General features: G+C 40.8%; 16 protein-coding genes and 1 pseudogene. 2 read left to right on the top strand and 15 right to left on the bottom strand.

Annotated elements, in window-relative coordinates; all coding sequences use genetic code 11:
- Position 1: 1 nt before the first annotated feature.
- The 3 genes and pseudogenes from P4S61_RS20875 to P4S61_RS20865 all read right to left on the bottom strand — a co-directional run bounded on the left by P4S61_RS20875 (position 2) and on the right by P4S61_RS20865 (position 5,702).
- Positions 2-1,379: pseudogene (locus tag P4S61_RS20875) on the bottom strand (TolC family protein).
- On the bottom strand, positions 1,372-4,527 hold the full coding sequence (locus P4S61_RS20870; RefSeq protein ID WP_149980116.1) for an efflux RND transporter permease subunit: 3,156 nt from the start codon (positions 4,525-4,527) through the stop codon (positions 1,372-1,374). The pseudogene P4S61_RS20875 and the gene P4S61_RS20870 overlap by 8 nt, the downstream one beginning before the upstream one ends.
- An 8-nt stretch (positions 4,528-4,535) precedes the next feature.
- Positions 4,536-5,702: an efflux RND transporter periplasmic adaptor subunit gene (locus P4S61_RS20865; RefSeq protein ID WP_149980115.1), complete on the bottom strand. Its 1,167-nt coding sequence runs from the start codon at positions 5,700-5,702 to the stop codon at positions 4,536-4,538.
- 118 nt (positions 5,703-5,820) lie between these two features.
- Here P4S61_RS20865 and P4S61_RS20860 point away from each other — a divergent pair, with 118 nt between their 5' ends.
- Complete coding sequence (locus P4S61_RS20860) at positions 5,821-6,765, top strand: LysR family transcriptional regulator (protein ID WP_337119135.1); 945 nt, start codon at positions 5,821-5,823, stop codon at positions 6,763-6,765.
- On the opposite strand, the gene P4S61_RS20855 is transcribed toward P4S61_RS20860, so the two are convergent.
- On the bottom strand, positions 6,762-7,799 hold the full coding sequence (locus tag P4S61_RS20855) for a diguanylate cyclase (RefSeq protein WP_182734103.1): 1,038 nt from the start codon (positions 7,797-7,799) through the stop codon (positions 6,762-6,764). The genes P4S61_RS20860 and P4S61_RS20855 overlap by 4 nt on opposite strands.
- A 129-nt stretch (positions 7,800-7,928) precedes the next feature.
- On the bottom strand, positions 7,929-8,795 hold the full coding sequence (locus P4S61_RS20850; protein WP_145236138.1) for a DUF6279 family lipoprotein: 867 nt from the start codon (positions 8,793-8,795) through the stop codon (positions 7,929-7,931).
- A gap of 531 nt (positions 8,796-9,326) precedes the next feature.
- On the opposite strand from P4S61_RS20850, the gene P4S61_RS20845 reads away from it, so the two are divergent.
- Positions 9,327-10,052 (top strand): tetratricopeptide repeat protein, encoded by a 726-nt coding sequence (locus tag P4S61_RS20845; RefSeq protein WP_145236141.1) that lies wholly within the window; start codon positions 9,327-9,329, stop codon positions 10,050-10,052.
- A 40-nt stretch (positions 10,053-10,092) separates the two neighbouring features.
- Here P4S61_RS20845 and P4S61_RS20840 read toward each other — a convergent pair whose 3' ends face one another.
- The 10 genes from P4S61_RS20840 to P4S61_RS20795 all read right to left on the bottom strand — a co-directional run bounded on the left by P4S61_RS20840 (position 10,093) and on the right by P4S61_RS20795 (position 21,209).
- Positions 10,093-11,523: a coniferyl aldehyde dehydrogenase gene (locus P4S61_RS20840; protein WP_337119134.1), complete on the bottom strand. Its 1,431-nt coding sequence runs from the start codon at positions 11,521-11,523 to the stop codon at positions 10,093-10,095.
- Between the two features lie 110 nt (positions 11,524-11,633).
- Positions 11,634-13,109, bottom strand: a complete 1,476-nt coding sequence (locus P4S61_RS20835; protein WP_145236148.1) for an SLC13 family permease — start codon at positions 13,107-13,109, stop codon at positions 11,634-11,636.
- 11 nt (positions 13,110-13,120) lie between these two features.
- The gene (locus P4S61_RS20830; RefSeq protein WP_145236151.1) at positions 13,121-14,083 is read right to left on the bottom strand and encodes a porin; all 963 of its coding nucleotides are present in this window, start codon (positions 14,081-14,083) and stop codon (positions 13,121-13,123) included.
- Positions 14,084-14,311: 228 nt separating this feature from the next.
- Complete coding sequence (locus P4S61_RS20825) at positions 14,312-15,679, bottom strand: sigma-54-dependent transcriptional regulator (protein WP_145236154.1); 1,368 nt, start codon at positions 15,677-15,679, stop codon at positions 14,312-14,314.
- Positions 15,676-17,412, bottom strand: coding sequence for a sensor histidine kinase (locus tag P4S61_RS20820; RefSeq protein ID WP_145236157.1), 1,737 nt, complete (start codon positions 17,410-17,412; stop codon positions 15,676-15,678). Before P4S61_RS20820 ends, P4S61_RS20825 begins: the two co-directional genes overlap by 4 nt.
- Before the next feature lie 36 nt (positions 17,413-17,448).
- Positions 17,449-18,264 (bottom strand): TonB-dependent receptor domain-containing protein, encoded by an 816-nt coding sequence (locus P4S61_RS20815; protein ID WP_337119133.1) that lies wholly within the window; start codon positions 18,262-18,264, stop codon positions 17,449-17,451.
- Positions 18,198-19,424, bottom strand: coding sequence for a TonB-dependent receptor plug domain-containing protein (locus P4S61_RS20810; protein ID WP_337119132.1), 1,227 nt, complete (start codon positions 19,422-19,424; stop codon positions 18,198-18,200). The genes P4S61_RS20815 and P4S61_RS20810 overlap by 67 nt, the downstream gene beginning before the upstream one ends.
- A 118-nt stretch (positions 19,425-19,542) precedes the next feature.
- Positions 19,543-19,806, bottom strand: coding sequence for a CBU_0592 family membrane protein (locus P4S61_RS20805; protein WP_145236163.1), 264 nt, complete (start codon positions 19,804-19,806; stop codon positions 19,543-19,545).
- Positions 19,807-20,000: 194 nt separating this feature from the next.
- Positions 20,001-20,810, bottom strand: coding sequence for a PoNe immunity protein domain-containing protein (locus P4S61_RS20800; protein ID WP_337119131.1), 810 nt, complete (start codon positions 20,808-20,810; stop codon positions 20,001-20,003).
- A gap of 33 nt (positions 20,811-20,843) precedes the next feature.
- The gene (locus P4S61_RS20795) at positions 20,844-21,209 is read right to left on the bottom strand and encodes a PoNe immunity protein domain-containing protein (RefSeq protein WP_337119130.1); all 366 of its coding nucleotides are present in this window, start codon (positions 21,207-21,209) and stop codon (positions 20,844-20,846) included.
- Between the last annotated feature and the right edge of the window lie 151 nt (positions 21,210-21,360).

Below are 21,360 nucleotides of genomic sequence, written 5' to 3'. Positions count from 1 at the left end.
CTTAATTAACTAACGCATAACTCCAACGACCATTAAATACTTGGTAAGTGTCTACTTTAGCAAGTAATGATGAAATCGTTGAGTCAATTGCATTTTCCTGCGCTATTAAAACATCCTGTCGCGCATCTAACAACTCTAAGTAAGGTATTTGCCCTTCTTGGTACATCGCCTGCGCTTGTAAAAAGGCATTATTAGCAAACTCATAACGTGCTTTGGCATAGCCTAGTTGTTGAGTTTGTTTGACTAATAACTGCAAGTGAAAGTTCACTCTGCGCTAATGCCTCCAACACCACTTGTTGATATTGGCTGTAAGCGGCTTCACTGAGATATTGCTGAGCATCACGTTGCGCCAATAACGCAGGGTAGCTCAATAATGACCACTGAATGCGTGGGGCAACTTGCCATTGCTGCGTAGTGTCAGAAAGCTGGTTGTTATCTAAGCTCAATACACCTGCAAACGCCGTTAAACTGATATCAGGTAATAATGCTTTACTCGCAGCCACGCTTAATGAATTAGCTTGGCTAAATTCAAATAATGCTTGGCTAATATCAGGACGCAGTGCAATGGCATCACTTGGGGTGGCTAAACTTACAGTAAATGCATGCTCAAACAGCGCTTGCTCATCAACTAAGGTTAGATCAGCAGGTAACTGCCCTGTTAACGTCGCAAGCGTTGCTAGATCACGAAATTGCGCGTATTCAATATCTGGCAACAAAGCTTGCTGCTGCTTCAATTGTGCTAAGGTTCGATTTAAATCAAGCTCATTAGCGACCCCTTCCTCAACGCGAGCCCGCAGAACCGCAATACTTTGCTCTAATGCTTCAATTTGTAGGTTAATGATCTGCTGTTTTTGCTTATTACCTTGAAAACTGACAAACCCTTTTACCACAGAGGTAACAACTTCAATATGCAAAGCGCGCAATTGTTCCGCTTGACTCATTGCCCCTGCATTCGCAGCATCAACAAGCGCAGTTACTTTACCAAATAAATCAAGTTGCCAATCAAGGTTAACATTGGCTTCCGATTGACGCGTGTTAACGTTACCAGTACTTGAGCGAGTGGCATCAACTGCCACTGCACCTTGGGGAAGATACTGTGCTTTTTGCCCACCTAAACGAGCAAGCGCGCTTTGTAACTGCAACTGACTAGTGTGCAAATCATGATTATTAGCGCGCGCACTGATCACAAGATTATTTAACTGGGTTGAATTTAATTGTTGCCACCAGTTAAGCTCATCTTGACCTTGTAATTGTGCTGCGATTTGTGTTGTTGCAACAAATTCTTGTAGCTGATTTTGCTGTTGCTGCTCATCAATTTTACTGGCGCAGCCACTTAATAAACCCGCCACAACAAGAGCGGTTAACTTATACTTACTCATTAATTTGCTCCTGCGTAGTCACTTTACGGGTTTTAGTTACCAAAATATAAAATACAGGGGTAAATAATAAACCAAACACGGTTACACCAATCATACCCGAGAACACTGCGTTGCCCATTGCATGGCGCATTTCTGCTCCAGCTCCCGTTGCTAATACTAAGGGAATGACACCCGCAGTAAAGGCAATTGACGTCATTAAGATAGGTCGTAAACGCATCCGACAAGCTTCTAAAATAGCGTCAAAATGACTCAACCCATGGTTATTTTTATCGCGTGCAAACTCCACCATTAAAATGGCATTTTTAGAAGCCAAGGCAACCAATACAATCAATGCTATTTGCGTGAAAATATTATTATCAGCGCCAACCAACCATACACCCATTAATGCTGAGAATATTGTCATTGGTACAATAAGAATAATAGCCAGTGGGAGACGTAAGCTTTCATACTGCGCAGCCAATACCATGAACACTAATAACACCACTAATGGGAATACGTAGACCATGGTATTACCCGCAAGAATTTGCTGAAAAGTAACTTCGGTCCATTCGTACTCAATACCCGTAGGTAAATTATCAGCCAAGATCAGCTCAATTGCCTGCTGTGCTTGATCTGAACTGTAACCAGGCGCTGGACTACCATTAAGCTCTGCACTTGGGTAACCATTGTAATGCATCACTCGATCAGGACCTGTTGTAGGCGTTGCCGTTAATACCGAGCCCAATGGCACCATATTCCCTTGGTTATTGCGCACTTTTAGATTCAATATTTGTTCTGGATCAAGGCGGAAATCAGCATCAGCTTGGGCATTAACTTGGTACGTACGGCCAAATAAATTAAAGTCATTAACGTACATTGAGCCCAAATACACTTGCAACGCATTAAATACTTCATCCAATGGAATACCTTGAATAAGCGCTTGCTCTCGGTCGATATCAATATCCATTTGTGGTACTTGAATTCTAAAACTTGAATAGAGCCCCATTAACGCAGGATCTTGCTGAGCTTTAGTAATCACCGTTTGCAAACTGTTAAATAGTGTTTCAAAGCCTTTATTACCGCGATCTTCAATTTGCAGTTTAAACCCACCCGTGGTGCCTAAACCTTGAATTGGCGGCGGTGGGAATACAGCCACAAATGCTTCATCAATGGCACTAAAACGCTGGTTTAACTGTGCCGCAATAGCCATCGCCGATTTACTCGGATCGCTTCGCTCACTAAAGGCTTCTAGCGGTGTAAATACAATGGCGCTATTAGGACTGTTAGTAAAACCATTTACCGACAAGCCAGGAAAGGCAACTGTGTTTGCAACACCAGGTACTTGCAGTGCAATTTCTTGCATTTGCCTAACCACATCTTGAGTACGGTCTAAACTCGCTGCATCAGGTAATTGTGCTATCGCAACTAAATACTGCTTATCTTGTGCAGGAATAAAACCACCCGGCACGGCATCAAATAGCTTAATTGTTCCGCCTAATAAAACCACGTATGCAATCACCACTACCACGCTCATGCGCATTAGTTTTTGTACCAGCTTTTGATAGCCTTTGGCGCCACGGTCAAATACTCGATTAAAGGGTGCAAATAACCAGCGACCAAATAAACGATTTAATAAACGCGTCAGCGCATCCGGTTTAGCATCATGGCTTTTAAGTAATAGTGCCGCCAACGCCGGTGATAAAGTTAATGAGTTAAATGCTGAGATAACCGTTGAAATAGTAATAGTTAACGCAAACTGTTTATAAAATTGACCTGATAAACCACTAATAAACGCGGTAGGAATAAACACTGCACACAACACTAACGCAATCGCGATTATAGGCCCTGTCACTTCAGTCATCGCCACGCGCGTTGCTTCCAGAGGTGATAAACCTTGTTCAATGTTACGTTCAACGTTTTCGACCACCACAATAGCATCATCGACCACAATACCTATGGCAAGTACTAAACCAAATAACGACAGCGTATTGATCGAGACCCCTAACCACTGCATAACCGCAAAAGTACCAATTAGTGAAACTGGCACAGCTATAAGCGGAATAATCGAAGCACGCCAGGTTTGTAAAAATAACACCACTACAATTACCACTAACGCGATAGCTTCAAGTAACGTTTTGATCACCGCATCAATCGAGCCGCGAACAAATACCGTAGGGTCGTAGACAATGTCGTACTCAACACCAGCTGGAAAATCTTTCGATAAACGCGCCATGGTTTCGCGTACTTGATCTGAAAGCTCAATCGCATTAGAGCCAGGACGTTGAAATATCGGCATCGCCAGTGCTGGTTGATTATCAAGTTCAGCTCTAAGTGAGTAAGTATTTTGGCCTAAATCGACACGTGCAACATCGCTTAGACGTGTTAATTGACCTTGTTCACCCACTTTAATGATCACTTGCTGAAACTCTTCAATACTGTTTAAGCGTCCTTTTACATTTAACAATATTTGAAATTGACTGTCTGTTGAAGCAGGTTGTGCACCTAAGCTACCCGCTGCAACTTGTTGGTTTTGCGCACGCAATGCGTTGACGACGTCCATTGCGGTTAATTCTCGTGCCGCTAATGCATCGGGATTAAGCCACACTCGCATTGAATATTGACCACCACCAAATAATTTTACATCGCCTACGCCACTCAAACGTGCAATTTGGTCTTTCACATATAAGTCAGCGTAATTAGATAGATACGCTGTATCATGTGTTTTTTCCGGTGAGAATAAGTGCACCACCATGGTTAGATCCGGTGATGATTTTTCAGCGACGACGCCTAAGCGCTGCACTTCTTGTGGTAGTCGCGGCAAAGCACTGTTAACCCGATTTTGTACTTGTACTTGCGCACGATCTAAATCCGTTCCCAATGAAAACGTTACCGTCAGTGTCATACGCCCATCACTGGTCGCCTGGGAAAACATATACAACATGTTTTCAGTACCATTGATCTCTTGCTCCAATGGAGTGGCCACAGTTTGTGCTATTACGGTTGGATTTGCTCCTGGGTAGTTCGCAGTTACCACAACTGTCGGCGGAACAACTTCAGGATACTCACTGACCGGCAGTTGAAACAACGAAATACCACCGGCAATTAAAATCACCAATGACAGCATGGCTGCAAATATCGGTCGTTGAATAAAAAAGTGAGAAAATTTCATTATTCGTCCTACTTCTTAGCCATAAGTGTGTGCTGCGCCGTTGGCGATAACGTAAAAGCAACACCGGTGGTGTCTAGGGTCACTGTATTAGGTGAAATCGGCATGCCAGGTCCAACACGCGCAGGACCATTAACCGCAATCACATCGCCAGCTTTTAAGCCCGAGGTAATAGCGCGAAAACTGCCATAGCGCTCACCGGTTGTAACCAGTTTATATTCAAGAATATTGCCTTCACCTACAGTGAGCACAAAGCGATTTTTCAAATCGGTGCCAATTGCTCTATCAGGCACAATAACTTGCTCTGTAACGTCATTGGCCGCTAACTTAATACGTGCAAATGAACCGGCGCGTAAGGCGGTATTTTCATCAAATCGTGCACGAACTCGCAAAGTACCTGTTGCTGCATTGATTTGATTATCAATAAAGTCGATATAACCGGTGTGTGCAAAGCCATTTTGACCCACTTTTTGCATGACTACTTGCTGATGAGCAGCGGCGGTTACTTCATCAAATGAACTATTCCAAGTACGTTCATCAACATCAAAGTAAGCATACATAGTTTGATTTGATACGATTGAAGTCAGTACACTTTGCCCTGCAAGCACATTATTACCTTTGGTAATATTTGCACGCGAGATCACACCATCAATGGGTGAACGTATATCTGTAAATTCTAAATCTAAATTAGCTGCAATTAGCTGGGCTTTTAAGGCCGCAAGTTGTGCTTCACGTTGGCGTAACGTTGAGGTACGTGATTCCGCTTGCTCTGTTGAAATCGCTTTTCGCTCGGTTAATCGCACCGCTCTTTTAGCTTCACTTTGCGCTTGCGATAAAGCGGCTTCAGCACTGACTACTTGTGCCTCTAAACTTGCTACAACCGCAGCATATGGGCGAGCGTCAAGTTTAAACAGTAAGTCACCCTGTTTAACCTCGTCGCCCTCATTAAACGCAATATGCTCAATAACTCCGGCAACACGTGGCATAAGTGATACTTCTTCCGGCGCTTCTAAACGCGTAGTGTAGGTGTGCCAGTTTTGCACTGGCTTAATGATCACTGAGGCAACATCTATTGGTTGAAGATGTGGTTGATTGCTCTGTTGAGCAGGCTCTTCTGCACAACCGGTGAGGGCAAGTGATGCCCCTAAAACTGCAATAGCTATTAAGTGTTTGTTCATGACGACGCTCCATTTAGTGTATTTTTCTATGTTACGGAACATTTTTGTGGACAAAAACCATAGATTTTTAAATTCATTAATGCCAATATGGCATCAATTAAATATTGGTGAGTAATTAATGGATACCACAAGTCGCTTATTGATGTTGTTAGAAGTCGTTGAGCGAGGCTCATTCGCTAAAGCAGCAGAAACCCGTAATATTGATCGTTCAGTGATCTCAAAACAAATAAGTCGTCTCGAAGATGATTTAGGAGTACGTTTACTGAACCGCACCACCCGCTCATTTTCACTGACAGCTGCAGGGGCCGAAATGATTAAAAAGGCCAGTGAGTTGAGGCAACTACTAGGTGAAACTGTACGTTTAGCCGAGAATTATCACCAAGAGCCACGCGGTGTATTAAAAATCACTTCATCAACCATTATCGGCAGGCGTTATCTACAACCTGTGATTAATGATTTTCAAAAACGCTTCCCGCAAGTAGAAGTTGAACTAAGACTCGATGATAAGTTAGTTGATCTGGTATCTGAAGGCTTTGATCTTGCTTTTCGGGTCGGTGAGCCAAAAGACTCATCACTGATCGCACGTAAAATTGCGCGCAATAGATTACTAATATTAGCCGCACCTGAGTTCATTCAAACGTATGGATTGCCAAGTAAAATAGAGGACTTAATTGATTTACCCGCAGCCAGTTATTCCAGCACTTCGTTGCGCGTTGAGGGTATTCGTTATGTAGATCAATATGGTCTACCGCAAGAGCAAAAAATTAAGAGTGTGTTTAGAGCCAATGATGCCGAGGTACTGCTCAATAAAACGCTTTCTGGAACAACCTATGTGCTCGCGCCAGCATTTATTATTAATGATGAAATAAAGCAAGGACGTTTAGTGCCCTTATTAACAGACATCAAATTACAAGAATACAGTGCGATGTACGCGGTATATCCACACCGTGATTTACCTGTAAGAACACGATTATTTTTTGATGCGATACGTGATCACTTAGGTAAAGAAACACCACTTTGGGAAAGTAACATTCCCGGTTTCGAGCACATGTATCTAGGTTAAGAAACCTGTTCTAGTTTTGCTGAGTATTTCTGCGAGTCAAAATAAACATTGTTTCGACCATGTTTTTTTGCATAATAAAGTTGCTCATCTGCTGCTTTAATCGCTTGTTTTAGGCTATCGCCATCACGATAAGCAGCTAAACCGATACTTGCTGTTAAACTTATTTCACGCGCACCAACATTGATAGCCGTACTTTGCAAACCGACTCTGATATTTTCAGCAATTTGATAAGACTCTTGTTGATTTGAATCAGGAATGAACAGTGCAAACTCTTCGCCGCCAGTACGAAAAACTCGCCCCTTGTTAAGTGTTTCTCTTAATATAGTGGCAATTTCAACCAGAACTTGATCGCCCACATCATGACCAAATTCGTCATTTACTTTTTTAAAGTAATCAAGATCTAGCACCATAATAAATAAATTAATTTTGTCTACCAACTCAACTTCAAAGTAATGGTTCATTGCTAAACGGTTGCCGGTGTTTGTCAGCGGATCTAACAAGGCAAGGTTTTCTAGTCGCTCTGAAAATTGTGCTCGGCTCGCTTCAAAAATATGCGCAGTAACCCAAACTATCACATAGCTAAAACTCATATTTAGGTACAGGTTAAGCTCTGAAAATGGTGCTAAGGAGGGTTTACTAATAAACACAGCCGTTTGTACACACACTAATAACAACGATAGGTAAAAACCACACTTACAACCTAACAATAAATAAAATAATATAGGTAAAGTAAAAGTCCAGACGAACAGGCCACTCTTAACAACAGCAAGGTAAGTGCCCAAGATTACTAATAGCATAATACAAAGGCACAATAATAACGGCTGCCAAGTCTGAAATTTTCGTGTCCGAGCATAGTTAAAAGTATAAAAACAATAAATAGCAAAAACCCCTTCTAAAATCCCTAATGAGTAAAAGTCATTAATAAAAAGATTAAAATAGGTAAAAACACTCGCTAAAATTCCGAAACAGAAACAAATCCATTTCAGTAAATTTTCACGTAATACTTGAGCGCTATCTAAGGCTGCGATATCCATTGATTAACTTTAATTCGAACGAAAAAAAGTCAGTCTAACGGTTAATTGAAAGAGTACAAGCTCTATTTGTTTTTGATATATTCATTTTTATAAAAAATTTTTAAAATTAAGATCTTAGCAACTAACAGCCTATTCATCATTAATTAATTGTTCTATATCTTCTAACATATCGGAGAACTCAGCATTAGCATGCTGGCGCTGTTTTGCTGTCAACGTGGCTCTTAAACTCACAAGTAAACGCGCATAGCGCTTTGAATTTTCAGCATCTAAGCGAATTAATTCGTCACTCATAAACACCTCTCGCTCAGTAATGACAGCTGATAATTGGCTAATAAACTGATCGCGGCTAAGTTGGCTATCAAAAAATACCTGTTTGAGTTTATCCAGCCGAGTTTGCTTGTAAGCTTGCCTTAATAAAAATGTTGCTTGAAATTCGCTGTTCGCTTGGGTGATCAAAGACACTTGTTGTTCACTCAGTTTACCAAGCCACTGTTTATAAGTATCTAACTGACGTTCAAGGCGATCTTGCTCACGCTGTGTTGGGGTTTGTTCATTATACTCGTCACTTTCTGTTGTTATATCCTCTGCAATGGCAGCAACAAATTCTTCTCTTTGCTCCGTGGATAAACCAATAGCAAGTTCAATAAGATCGTCTCTTACATACATAACTAACGATTGCCAATGTGTTTTAAAGCCTTGAAAATACGTTAATAATGCTTGCTCTGAAGGGTCTTCATCAAGTAGCTTTTGTAATGCCAACAGATCCTGTCGATACAAAGGTAATTGCGTCTTACGATGCCAATCCCGACTTTTCTTAATTAAGTCTTTAGCTTGTTTGCTTTGCTGCTTCGATAAATCAACGTAGTCATCAATCCAAAACGCCGATAACCAGCCTATATTATTGTAGGTAAATGTAGCTGAGCATCCAGTCAGAGCTAATAGAAACACACCAACTACTGCGGATTTATAATTCAAGCACATGTTTTTTATAGACATTTTTATTTTTCTTACGGTTCTTTATAGCACTACGTTAATCAACTTAGCGCATTATGTAAATGAGGGGATTAAAATAAAACCGAACAAATGGAAATAATTATCATTTAGCTATTGACGCACATTCAAATACAAGTAATAATCGATCGCATCAACACCAAGCAGCCAACACGACACGTTTGCGCTTCTTGTAAGAATTGAACGTACCGACCTCAGTGCCCTAGGGAAGATCGACCAGTAAGGATGCTGGGCCCCTTTAGTACAAAGTTGTTGATGAAGATGGTGACGCTTCGAGCATATTACTTACTCGACCCAAGTAATATAATTAAAAGATCACACTCACTTGCTACATTGTTCATATCGGTGACGGTTGATATGACCCAAAAAGCCCCATCAGGGGCTTTTTTTATTCCTTTAAATTTTCTGTAATATCTGTATCTTATGTCTAAGTTTTATCATTTATAGTGCGAAGCTGGGCAATTGTGGTTGTTGGGACTAAAATTAAACAGTAACACGCTAATTGGAGGTATTGTCATGTGGCAGCCGAAGTTTAAGATATTGTTGATGGTCGGTGCACTTAGCATCTGTGGTGTTGCTCATGCGGGACTTGAAGAAGGGATCCGCGCAGCCAATGAAGGTCAATTTGAAGATGCACTTAGAGAGTTTAACTACCTTGCAGAAAAAGGCTTTGCACCAGGAATTTACGAGCTAGGGCAGCTATATGAAGGTGGCCACGGCGTAACGCGCGACTATCACAAAGCTGCTGAACTTTACCAGCAAGGCGTTAAAAAGAACCACGTCGACTCAATGTTTGCATTAGCTGTACTTTACCAAGAAGGTAAAGGCGTTAAACTTGATAAACAAATGTCAGTTTCACTCTTTAAGCAAGCCGCGGCAAAAAACTTACCTGCTGCTCAGTTTAACTTGGGTGTGATGTACGCCAACGGCGATGGCGTTGCGCAAGATTATAAAGAAGCTATTAAATGGTATGAAAAAGCCGCTGGTAATAATTATACGCTAGCACAGTTTAATATGGCGCTGATGTATTTCGAAGGCCATGGAGTCGAAAAAAACATCGAAAAATCATACATCTGGAACACTGTTGCTGAGTATAATGGTAATTTAGATGCCAGTCACAGTCGCAAGCTAGATGAGCGCAAGCTGATGCCTGCGCAAATTGCAGAAGCCAAAGAAAAAGCTGATGCATTGTATGAAAAAATCCAAGCTGGGCTGTATGCGGGCGAAGATCGGATGTTTTAACTGCCAGTTAAAACGCTATTGGATTGTACTTAACGCCAATTTATGGCCGCAAGTACAACCATTTAAGTATTTTAATCAATATCTTATTTTGCGCCAACAACAATCCTAATTTAGGATTAAAACCACTCGTTTTCAATGTATTACGTGCATGGCTAAAGGTTAAAAAGCCTTCTATACCGTGATAGTTTCCCATCCCAGAAGGACCTAAGCCACCAAATGGCGCATCATCAGCAGTCACCTGCATTAAGGTGTCATTTATTGCGAAGGTACCACTTTGTGTTTGCTGTTGAATACCTTCATTGATTTGTTTATCTTGCCCCATTATGTACAAAGCTAACGGCTGAGGACGTTGATTTATGTATGCAATCGCCTGAGGTAAAGCTTGATAACTGACAATCGCAAGAATTGGTCCAAACAGTTCTTCTTGCATCAACTTCATATTGTCATTCACATCAGTCACAATGTGCAAACCAAGACGATGCTTATGTTCGTCGCTTTGGTTTTCATCTAACGGCTTAATTATCTGTGCGCCCTGTTGCTGTGCATCTGCCAATAAATCGGTTAAACGCTGAAAATGGTGGTGATTAATAACCGAGGTTAAATTTTTACCCTCGACACCTAAGTTATAATGTTTTTTATATAAGCTACAGAGACTTCTGACTAACTGATGCTGTAAGTTTTCCGGCACTAAAACATAATCGGGGGCAACACAAATTTGCCCTGCATTGGTCATTTTACCAAATAAAATAGCTTTAGCCGCCTTATCTATATCCGCTTGCGCGGTAATGATAACGGGCGATTTGCCACCTAACTCAAGAGTTACTGGGGTAAGGTTTTTACTCGCAGCGGCCATAACATGGCGCCCTACAGCTGTAGAGCCGGTAAAAAATAAGTGTGCGAATGGCAAACAGCTAAACTGTTGACTTAATTGCGCTTCACCTTCGATCACTGCGCAATGTTCGCTAAGCTCGCCGATAAATAGTTTTTTGATTACTTGATTGGTGTGCGGAGTAAATTCACTGACCTTTAATAATACCCGATTACCTGCGGCAATTGCGGTTATCACCGGCACGATTGATAATTGAATTGGGTAATTCCATGGAGAAATTATTCCCACTACTCCTTTGGGTTGATAGCTCACAGCAACTTTTGATGGCGCTAGGCTCAAACCCGCTTTTCGTGGTGAATTTTTTGCCCATTTAGGTAAATGCTTGATGGTGTGGCTGATCGTTTTGATCGTAGGCAGTATATCACCCAAAATCGTATCAAAAGCAGTGCGAAAGCCAAAGTCTTTCGAGCTTGCAGCTACCAATTCAGCCTCTAATGCCAACAGTTCACGTTTTAAAGATTTTAATAAACGGATCCGCTGTGATAATGCTAAATATGGCTGGGCATCAAAATGCAGCTGCATTTCATTAAATTGCGCTTTTAGCTCAGGGTTATATACAGTGCCAGTGTCAGACAAAAGCATACTCATAAACAAAATAAAGATTTAACCACTATAACTTTGTTTCTTAGCAGGGGCAATATAGAGCGCTATCAACAAACGAATAGCGCTCCGGTTGGGTAACTTTGAATTACTTAAAAATTAAATACCGATGCAGCAAGGGTCATAGTGACAAATGTGATCAGCGCAATTGCAACAATATTTAATGCAAAGCCGGCTTTAATCATATCCCGCATTTGAATTTGCCCAGAGCCAAACACAATGGCATTAGGCGGGGTCGCTACAGGCATCATAAACGCACAACTACAGGCTATAGCCGCAGGAATAACCCAGACCAATGGCGAACCTGTGACTGACTCAGCGACAGGGCCAAGTAGTGGTAAAAATCCAGCTGCGGTTGCTGTATTACTGGTGATCTCAGTTAAGAAAGTGATTAAGGTTGCAATTGCTAATACACTCAATACTAATGGAATGGCGCTGACGCCTTCAATCATATGAGCTATGTATTCAGCCAAACCTGATGACTTTATTTGTGCCGCTAGGGTTAAGCCACCACCAAACAACAATAACACTCCCCAAGGAACTCCAGCCGCACTTTGCCAATCAAGAATACGTTCATCACTGCCTTTATTAGCAGGCAAAACAAATAATAATAATGCAGCAGCAATGGCAATACCGGTATCCGATATTTTTAAACCAGAAAAATCAGCGATCAGAGGTCTAAATATCCAGCACACAGCTGCAAATAAAAACACACATAACACCCCTTTCTCAGCGCGTTGCATGGTGCCAAGACCTTTTAACTGCGAGCTAAATAGTGACTTGGTGTCGACTTTTTTAGATTTTTCATCCGTTTTATCAACTTTGTAAGCAAACTTGGTCAGCCACAACCAACAGATGATCAACATAGTCAGTGACAATGGCACACCCACCATCATCCATTGCGCAAAACCAATTTCAATTTTATAACTATCTGATAAATAAGCGGCCATCAATGCATTCGGTGGCGTACCAATTAATGTTGCAATGCCGCCAATGCTGGCACCATAAGCAATAGAAAGTAACAGTGCTTTACCAAAACCATTATTATTTGGATTAGATTTTTGCACTAAATGGGTGATAGACATAGCAATAGGTAACATCATCACTGCTGTTGCAGTATTTGACATCCACATTGATAAGAATGCCGTTACTAACATCATCGCTAATATCTGCAAACTCGGTTTTGAGCCCGCGTAGAGCATAGTACGTAAAGCAATGCGCTTGTGTAAGCCCCAACGTTCCATCGCAATGGAAATTAAAAAGCCACCTAAAAACAAAAATATTAAGGGGTGCGCATACGGTGCAGCGACACTTTTTATCGCAGCAATGTCAGCCAACGGAGAAAATACCAACGGCAATAGCGCCGTAGCTGGGATAGGAACTACTTCACTCACCCACCATGATGCCATCCAAAATGCTAATCCTGAAGTACGAAGAGCAGCGGTACTCATGCCAGCAGGAGGATCGATCAAACACGTAAGTAACATGACCGCAGGGCCCAATAACAGCAGCAAGATCTGTATCATTGGATTTTTTTCAGGTTTATCGTCTAAAGTTTGTGTGCTCATATTCAACCCCTTTAAAATTTATACTTTAAGCCAAGGGCTAAGCTACTATCCGTTTGCTGTTGCAAATCTAAGTCAGTATAGAATAAGTACGCGGTAGTTTGTTTATCAAATAAATAATCCACACCTGCAGTCCACTGGCTGCCCTTAGTACTTTGGCGAATAGTTGAGTCATCACTGGCAAATTGTAGTTTTGGCTGCCATTTGTCAATGGTATAACTGGCACTCAACACATAGCCGTTTCCTGATTTAGTACCATCTACTGACTCACTGTGCTGGTAAATAGCACCTAGTTGTAAATCATTTTTTTGCCACGCGCCAACGATGCGACTGGCGTTGATATTATTGAGTGAATCAATATGGCTGATCGCCACATAATAATTTTTATTTTTTAAACCACGGTCACCATAAATTAACGTAGCGGCATAACCGGCTTCATTATTGGCACTGTCATCCTTCAAAGCATAGGTAAGTGATAGCTGAGCACCCGCATATGATTTTGAACTATACGTTATGGTATCACCAAGGCGATCTTGACCCGGTAGTAATTGAGCAATATCGGCTTGAGTTTCATTGAAGTTATCAACTTTACCTTCTGAATACTTAAAGCGTGTATCGTTTCGACCAACTACAACTTCACCAAAATTTCCCGCTAAACCTAAATATGTATTACGGGCACTAAATGGCTCATCGGTATCATCGTGCTCAAAGCCCTTTACTTGCACTTCGTATTTAAATACCGCTTTTAACGAGTCAGTGAGTACATGTTGCCCTTTCACACCAATGCGTGAAAAAGGCGCATCGATTTGCGTTCCTTTTTTAGCATAGCGCATTACACCGTTGTCAGTATTAGCAATTTGTACTTCAGCTTTACCATAAATGTCATACTCTGCAGCATGAACACTTTGTCCAAAGCAAGCTGCTGCAAAACTCGTTGCTACAAAAACAGGGGTTAGCTTTTTGTCTATTATTATCATTGTGTGCCCTTATTGTTAGGATCATTTGTTGTTCCCGCTAATAAACGCAAGTTTACTGCCAACTGCTTATAAAAAAGTAAAGTTTAATATATTCAGATAGTTAAATTTAAAATTAAATTATACTTACAATAAAGTGTGCGGGATCCCACACACTATCAAAGCGTCTGTGTCACTGTTTCCACCCATCAAATTAAGCTGAGCAGGTAAATCACTTAAGCAAAGCTCTGGTTAATCAATAAACATGTCACGATTGAGGCCATATTTACTCATTTTGTCATACAAGGTTTTACGAGCAATCTGTAAGGTATTCATAGTTTCTTTAATACTACCTTGGTGGCGCTCAAGGGCTTCTTCGATTAAAGATTGCTCATAAAAGCACACTTTTTCCGCCAAACTCAGATCGGGCGATAACTCACTGCCATTATTATTTTCGGTATTGGCGAACGCTAATTCAGCACCCAGCAGCACCGCTCGTTCAGCTTGGTTTCTAAGCTCTCTGACATTACCTGGCCACTGGTAACTAAGTAAACGCTGTAATATATCGCTACTTAGAGGAGCCGGAGGTTTATGAAAACGAGTCGCGGCAATAGAGCTAAAATGTTTGAATAATAAAGGAATATCAGCTTTCCTATCACGCAATGCCGGAATACTTACCCTCACTAAATTGAGTCGATAATATAAGTCAGCTCTGAAGTCCCCTTTTTCGACCAAGGATAATAAATCAACTTTGGTTGCCGCAACGATACGTATGTCTAAGTCAACCGCGGTATTAGCGCCGACGGGGGTCACTTTTCGCTCTTCTAAAACGCGAAGTAACTTTACTTGTAATGATGCCGGTGTGCTTTCTATCTCATCTAAAAACACCGTACCACCTTGAGCAAACTCAAACTTACCTTGGCGACTGTGTGTTGCCCCTGTAAACGCGCCACTGGCCGCACCAAATAGTTCACTTTCAATCAGTTGCTCTGGTATGGCACCACAGTTAATTGCCACAAAATTACAGTTTGAACGACTGCTTTGATCGTGTAAAAAGCGTGCAACTAACTCTTTACCGGTGCCAGTTTCACCTTCAATCATCACATCTGCGGGAGTGTCGATCACCGCATTGAGCAGATGCATCATTTGCTGCATTTGCACGGTTTCCCCTAAGATCCGCACACCTGGGGCTGACGTTTTTTCTACCGCTAATTTTAAAGCACGGTTTTCCATTACCAAGGCACGCTTATCGCACGCTCTGGCAATGCAATCTAATAACTGCTCAGTGAGAGGTTTTTCAAATAAGTCGTAAGCCCCTAATTGCATTGCTTTAACAGCCACTGATACATCAGCAAATCCAGTCAGAAAGATCACCGGTAATTCGCTATCAAATGCTTGAACTTGTTCTAAAAAAGCCAGTCCATCCATTTTCGGCATATTAATATCACTGAGCACCACCCCGTTAAAACGACGATTAAGTTTTGATAAAGCACTCATTGGATCGCTAAAACACTGTACTTGATAGCCTTCGAGTGTCAGCAATTGGTCAAGTGAATCGCGGATCATCGCTTCGTCATCAATAACAATGACCTGTTTACAATCAGTTGCTAACGTATTCATAACGCTCCTTTAGTACTTGCTAAGGTAATAATGAATTGAGCACCACCGCCAGGGCGATTATGCGCACTTAAACAGCCATTAAATGAATTAATAATTTGCTTAGAAATAGATAGCCCTAAGCCAAGGCCATTAGTTGATTTAGTGCTATAAAAAGGCTCAAAAATAGTCCCAAGCGCATGTAACTCGATACCAGGCCCAGTATCCAAAATAGACAGCTTAACGCGGTCGTCAAACTGCTCTATCTCAAAACTCAGCTCTCGCACTGTGCTGTCAGCCATTGCTTGGCTGGCATTGGTGATCACATTCACTAATACTTGCTCAAATTTAATGCCATCAACCCATACTTTTACAGTGTCAGCAATATCAGCGGCGTTAACGTTGACATCATCCTGCTTTAATTGCGCGGAGGCGATCACCATGGCATTTTTAAGTAGCTGGCTTAAGCTTTGCTCCCTTAACTGTGTTTGTGCTGGTTTGCTAAAGTGCTTTAATTGTCCAACAATTTTATGTACTCGTTCGATCAGCGATTGCACAATAACAATATTTTCAGCGGCCTTTGCAATATCACCTTTGGCAATCAAGCGCTTAGCACTAACCAAATACGTACTCATAGCACTCAAGGGTTGGTTAATCTCATGATTGATACCAGCACTAAGTTGACCTATGGTGGCCAATTTGGCTGTTTGCACCAGCGCTGTTTGTGCTTTTTCGAGTGCATGAGTGCGCTCTATAACTTCTTGCTCAAGGCTATGACGAGAAAAAAGTAATTTTTTATAGCCGGCAAAACGTGCCATTAAACTGTAAAAAAGCATTAACCCCCCAGCATAAATCACACTCAACCAAAACAATCGTCCTAGTTGATTAATATTCACCGACGATATATCAACAAGCACAGTTATTTTTGCATTAAGTCGCTCAATCGGCGCACTTGCAGGCACATATTTACTGCGTTTATTCGCATCATTAACGTATAACAGGGGCATCCCTTGGCTAGTAATGTGCTCAGCAGTGATAACTTTTGGTACATACTCTAGGTAGCGTCGGCTTGTCGTAAAGTGTTGATAATCTGCTGCTGTGAGGCTATGCAACGAATTGAGTCGCCATGATGGGCTATCGGACATAGCAATAATATTATCGTCTAAGCTTAAATAAAAATGGCTAGCGTGGGACGCATTCAGTAATTGTCGATCAGTTTCAAACTTAGATACATTCACTTTTAAGGTGACCACACCTATTACTTGGCCATCGCGATAAATCGGTTCAGAAAAATAAATGCCACGCTCTTTAGATCGTAAACCAAGAGCAAAATAGGCAATTTTGTTACCCGCCAATGCCTGAGAAAAATACGGACGAAATGCAAAGTTATTACCGATATAACTGTAATCAAGTTGCCAATTGCTCGATGCAATAACATCCCCTTCACGATTAAGTACATAGACGTCTGATGCACCACTGGCTTGTTGGATATCAGCCAAGTAATTATTAATAGGCTGCACGGGCTGATCAGTATCACTGAGAAATGCAGTGAGTAACTGGTTATCAGTAACTAAATGAGGAATAGTTGCAAAACGAGAGAGTTCGGTATCAAGATAATTACGCAATTGACCCACTTGGAGTTCAGCTTGCTGCTTTGCTTGACTTAAATCATAGTGTCGGCCAAATAGAAAACTAAGCAACAATACACTGATTAAAATGGCAACAGCGATTAATATTTTTCGGGGAAAACGCAGCATGTTCAACCAAAGGGCACACCTGAGCGTCCCTAAAACTTAAAATTTGATTTGATAGTGTAACGAGTATTCACTGCCGACACCAGCAACAGCACCATCTGTGACTCTTGGATCGTACACACGGTAGTGCTTATCTAAGAGATTATGGGCTTTAAAACTAATTTCACTGCGTGCAGAAAATTGCCAACTCACAGCCCCGCCGAGCAAAAAGTAAGCCGGTTGAGTAAAGTCGCTTGTCATTGTCGGGCCACTGACGGCATCGCGCCAAACACTATTGAGGCTCAGCACCCATTGCTGATGATGATAATTAGCAATCACACTAGCAAAGCGCTTAAACGTTGGCTTAATTGGCGTATCAAAATACTCGCTGTAGGTCGCTTCCACTGATAAATCACTAGTAATGTGGATCATGCTATCTAATTCAACACCACGATTAATGTCATCTAATTGATTTTCAAAGGTAAACTGATTATTGGCAGCTGAATTTGGCACTAGATTAATAAAATCAACAAGTTGATTATAAAAAAGCACCGAATTAATATGCCAATCTTGTCCCTCGTAGCGCCAAACAAGCTCTGTGGTTTTAACATATTCAGACTTTAAGTTTGGATTGCCCTTAGTCACATCATCATCTGAATACAATTCATTCGTCACAGGAGTGCGAAACGATTCACCGTATTGTAATTTAAAAGTATGCGCGCGAGTTGGTGAGTAGATTGCGGAAATGCGAGGCGATAATTTACTGTCTATCGCTTTAACATCATCATAACGTGCCCCTAAAAATAAGGTCAATTGCTTAGCAAAAGGCACTTTGATTTGCCCATAAATACTTCGGGTTTCAAAGGTAGATTGCAAACTCTGAAATGGCGCATAATTACTGATTGTAACAATCCCCCTTGATAAAACGGATCTTCAACAATAATTTCACCGCTGTTAATATCAAAATAATTAACACGTAAGTCCGCTTTATGTTGCTCTGCGTGGCTATATTGCAAGCCTGAATTAATTGACCAACCATTATTAAATTGCTGACTGGCCTCTACACTGACTGTTAAATCCGTCGTATGCCAATCAGGACCAATAAAAAAATCATAACTGGCATTGGGTAAGGCTACTGCAGGTGCGATTAATCCAGCACTTTGTATTTGATGATGTGCATACGCTATTTTTGTAGCCAAAGTACGTGTATCAGTTTCAAGCCAATCATAACCTACAGATAGGAAAGTATTCTCACTACGATGTTGATTACTGTCAGAATAACCACCAAGGTTTAAAAACTCATTCAGTTCAACCTGATTATAACGCGCTCTCAAAGCCAGTTTATTGATATCGACACCCGCTTCAAAGTAAACTGATTGCAGTGGATCGTTTACCCCTTGTGGATAACGCTTACCACTTTTCTGGTTATACGCGCCATTAGCAAATAGATGTGTTTGCTGATTAACTTGATGACTAACCGAGAATGCAGCGCCGGTTTGACCTACATTTCCCACAGCCAGCGACATTTCATTATTTTGGCTTTTAGTCACTATATTCATCACCCCTAAGAATGCATTACTGCCATATAAAGCAGACCCAGGGCCACGTATGAACTCAACTTTATCAATAATTTCTATAGGTATATAAGGGATATAAACTGACGCTTTGCCAAATGATGACTCATTTAAACGTTCACCATTGATCATCACTAAGATATTGCCGCTATCAAGGTAAACACCTCTTGCGTGATCTTTTGGTACAGCGCCTACCCAATCACCACGAGTAGATTGCATACCAGGAACAAAATTCATCAATTCAAACGCATTATTCACCCCAAGCGAGGCTATTTTTTGGCGATTAAAAACTGTGATGGTTGAAGGTGCTGAAGCGAGAGTTTCTAAGGTTTTTGAGGCAATATCGACATGAACGTCAAGTAAATCCTCAAAGCTAAGCGCAAATAAATCCTCAGCCTCGCTCGCCAATAAGGGAGTTGTATAAACACACAAAAAAAGACATGCTGTTTGCTTCAAAATCATTACGCCGCTTTACACCTATATTTTTCATTGGAGTTAGCACATCATAAGTAACGTGCTATTTACAATATTAATACAAATACGCGACGGCGTGAGAGTTTTTCTCTATTAATTTATAAATTTAGGCTACAGCTGAAATCTGCTTAGCTTTTAGGTATTTATATAAACCAATTAATGAGGCTGCGATCCAAAATATTTCAATCACAAAACTTGCTAAATTAAAGTTATAACAAAGACTTATAAGCAACAAAATAGCGCCAGATAAATTCATCATGTTATATAAAAGCCCTGTTGGCGTGGCTTTACCCAGTTGTAGCATAAAAAACGCGCCAACCACTAAAAACGTACCTGTCATACCAACAATATCAAATAAAAGTGCAATCACGGGTGTCCCCTATCCTTTTTAATCATACCCAACAAACTGGCCCATTCCATGGGGAGGGTTGTTTTCAATCATTGAAACAGCAAACCGGGTAAGTTTAGCAGCCTCGCCAAAAGCGCACAGGATAAATGTCCGTATTTGAACTGAATAACCCCATATTTATCAGAGACTCTTGAACTTTAATTCAAATAATTGTGCTATTCATAACGAATCGACTCTAGCAAACGCTCTATTATAGGTAAGCAGTGTGTTTTATCTTTTTCCATAAAGGTAAACGTTAAACCCATGAAATATTTATCAAATTTTAAAGCGTATACCAAGTAAGAAGTGACTTCAGTTTCGCCCTTCCAAACGCCTTGCATCAATTGTTCTTTAACAATGCCAATAGGGAGGTTTCGTTCATTTTCAACTCCAACCCGTTTATACCATGGCATATGTTTTATTAATGCTTCATACCTACCTGACGCAAATGAGTCTAAAGTATTTTCGTCACTTAGATACACTGTACTGGCACACTCCAAACCTTCATCATGGGTGATTAATGATAAGCGTTGTTCACTCTCATTTAGCCAAGCATCATTAAGCGATAGAGTTAGTCGAGTTAAGCCAGGGTAAGTGACTGTATTTAATGCCTGCTCTTTTTGTTGAAGCTCTTTTTTAATGCCCTTTTCTTTCGGTAACTGTTCTGGTAGGTCAAAAAAACCATAAGGAAAATATTTACCAAAATGAGTGTTTTTTAGGCTTATACCACGCATTTTTGCAACAGCAGCAGCTTCTACTGCCCAGTACCCAAAATAACCTATATGATAATCATCATTGTGGCTATTGTACCAATGTAAGCCTTTATAATAGATGTACCATTTTTTAGAATACTTTTTAAGTTCTTCTAAAAATTCATAATCGTCACTAATATTTGAGATAGCCAAAAGTTGACCGAATAAATTATTAACGCACACATCTTGGCCTAGCTGTACATTGTTTGAACGATAACTCAACAATTTTGCCAATATATGGCCATTACTGCCGCTAATTTGCCATTTTTAAGCCAATAATGCCCACGTTTTATCACTAACATCAACCAAAATAGCCAATGAAATAAGTTTGACTAAGGTATATACACTATGTGGATAGCTACTCCACTCATTGTCTGTTTTAAGATAGTAAGTGATAGTCCGCTCTACTGTTTCTCTTATTGTGTCAATACTATGACCGAGTGAAAACTGACAGATTGATAATTCTATCCCACGGTTTATTAAACTATTTGATATTCTTTTCAATTGTTCATATTCAAGCTGTTGCGATCCAAGCATTTTCGATTCAATAACACTTTCATCATGCGCTAACATGCTCATTCTATTCGCATAGAATTGTTTTAATTTTCCTTCACGATTTGGGTAATCCCGCATACATTAGCCACCATTAATTTGAGTCACTCTGGCAGCCTTACCACGAGGTATTTGGGTCTGCCGCCACTAACATGAACAATTTTTGAATAAGTAATTGTTCCATTCTCAGTTGTTCTAGCCAACACAGGATATAGTTGGCTTTTATTGTTTT

Source organism: Pseudoalteromonas sp. B160 (genome assembly GCF_037162485.1).
In the GTDB taxonomy this organism is placed as follows: domain Bacteria; phylum Pseudomonadota; class Gammaproteobacteria; order Enterobacterales; family Alteromonadaceae; genus Pseudoalteromonas; species Pseudoalteromonas rhizosphaerae.
This window is presented reverse-complemented; position numbering and strand designations above follow the sequence as displayed.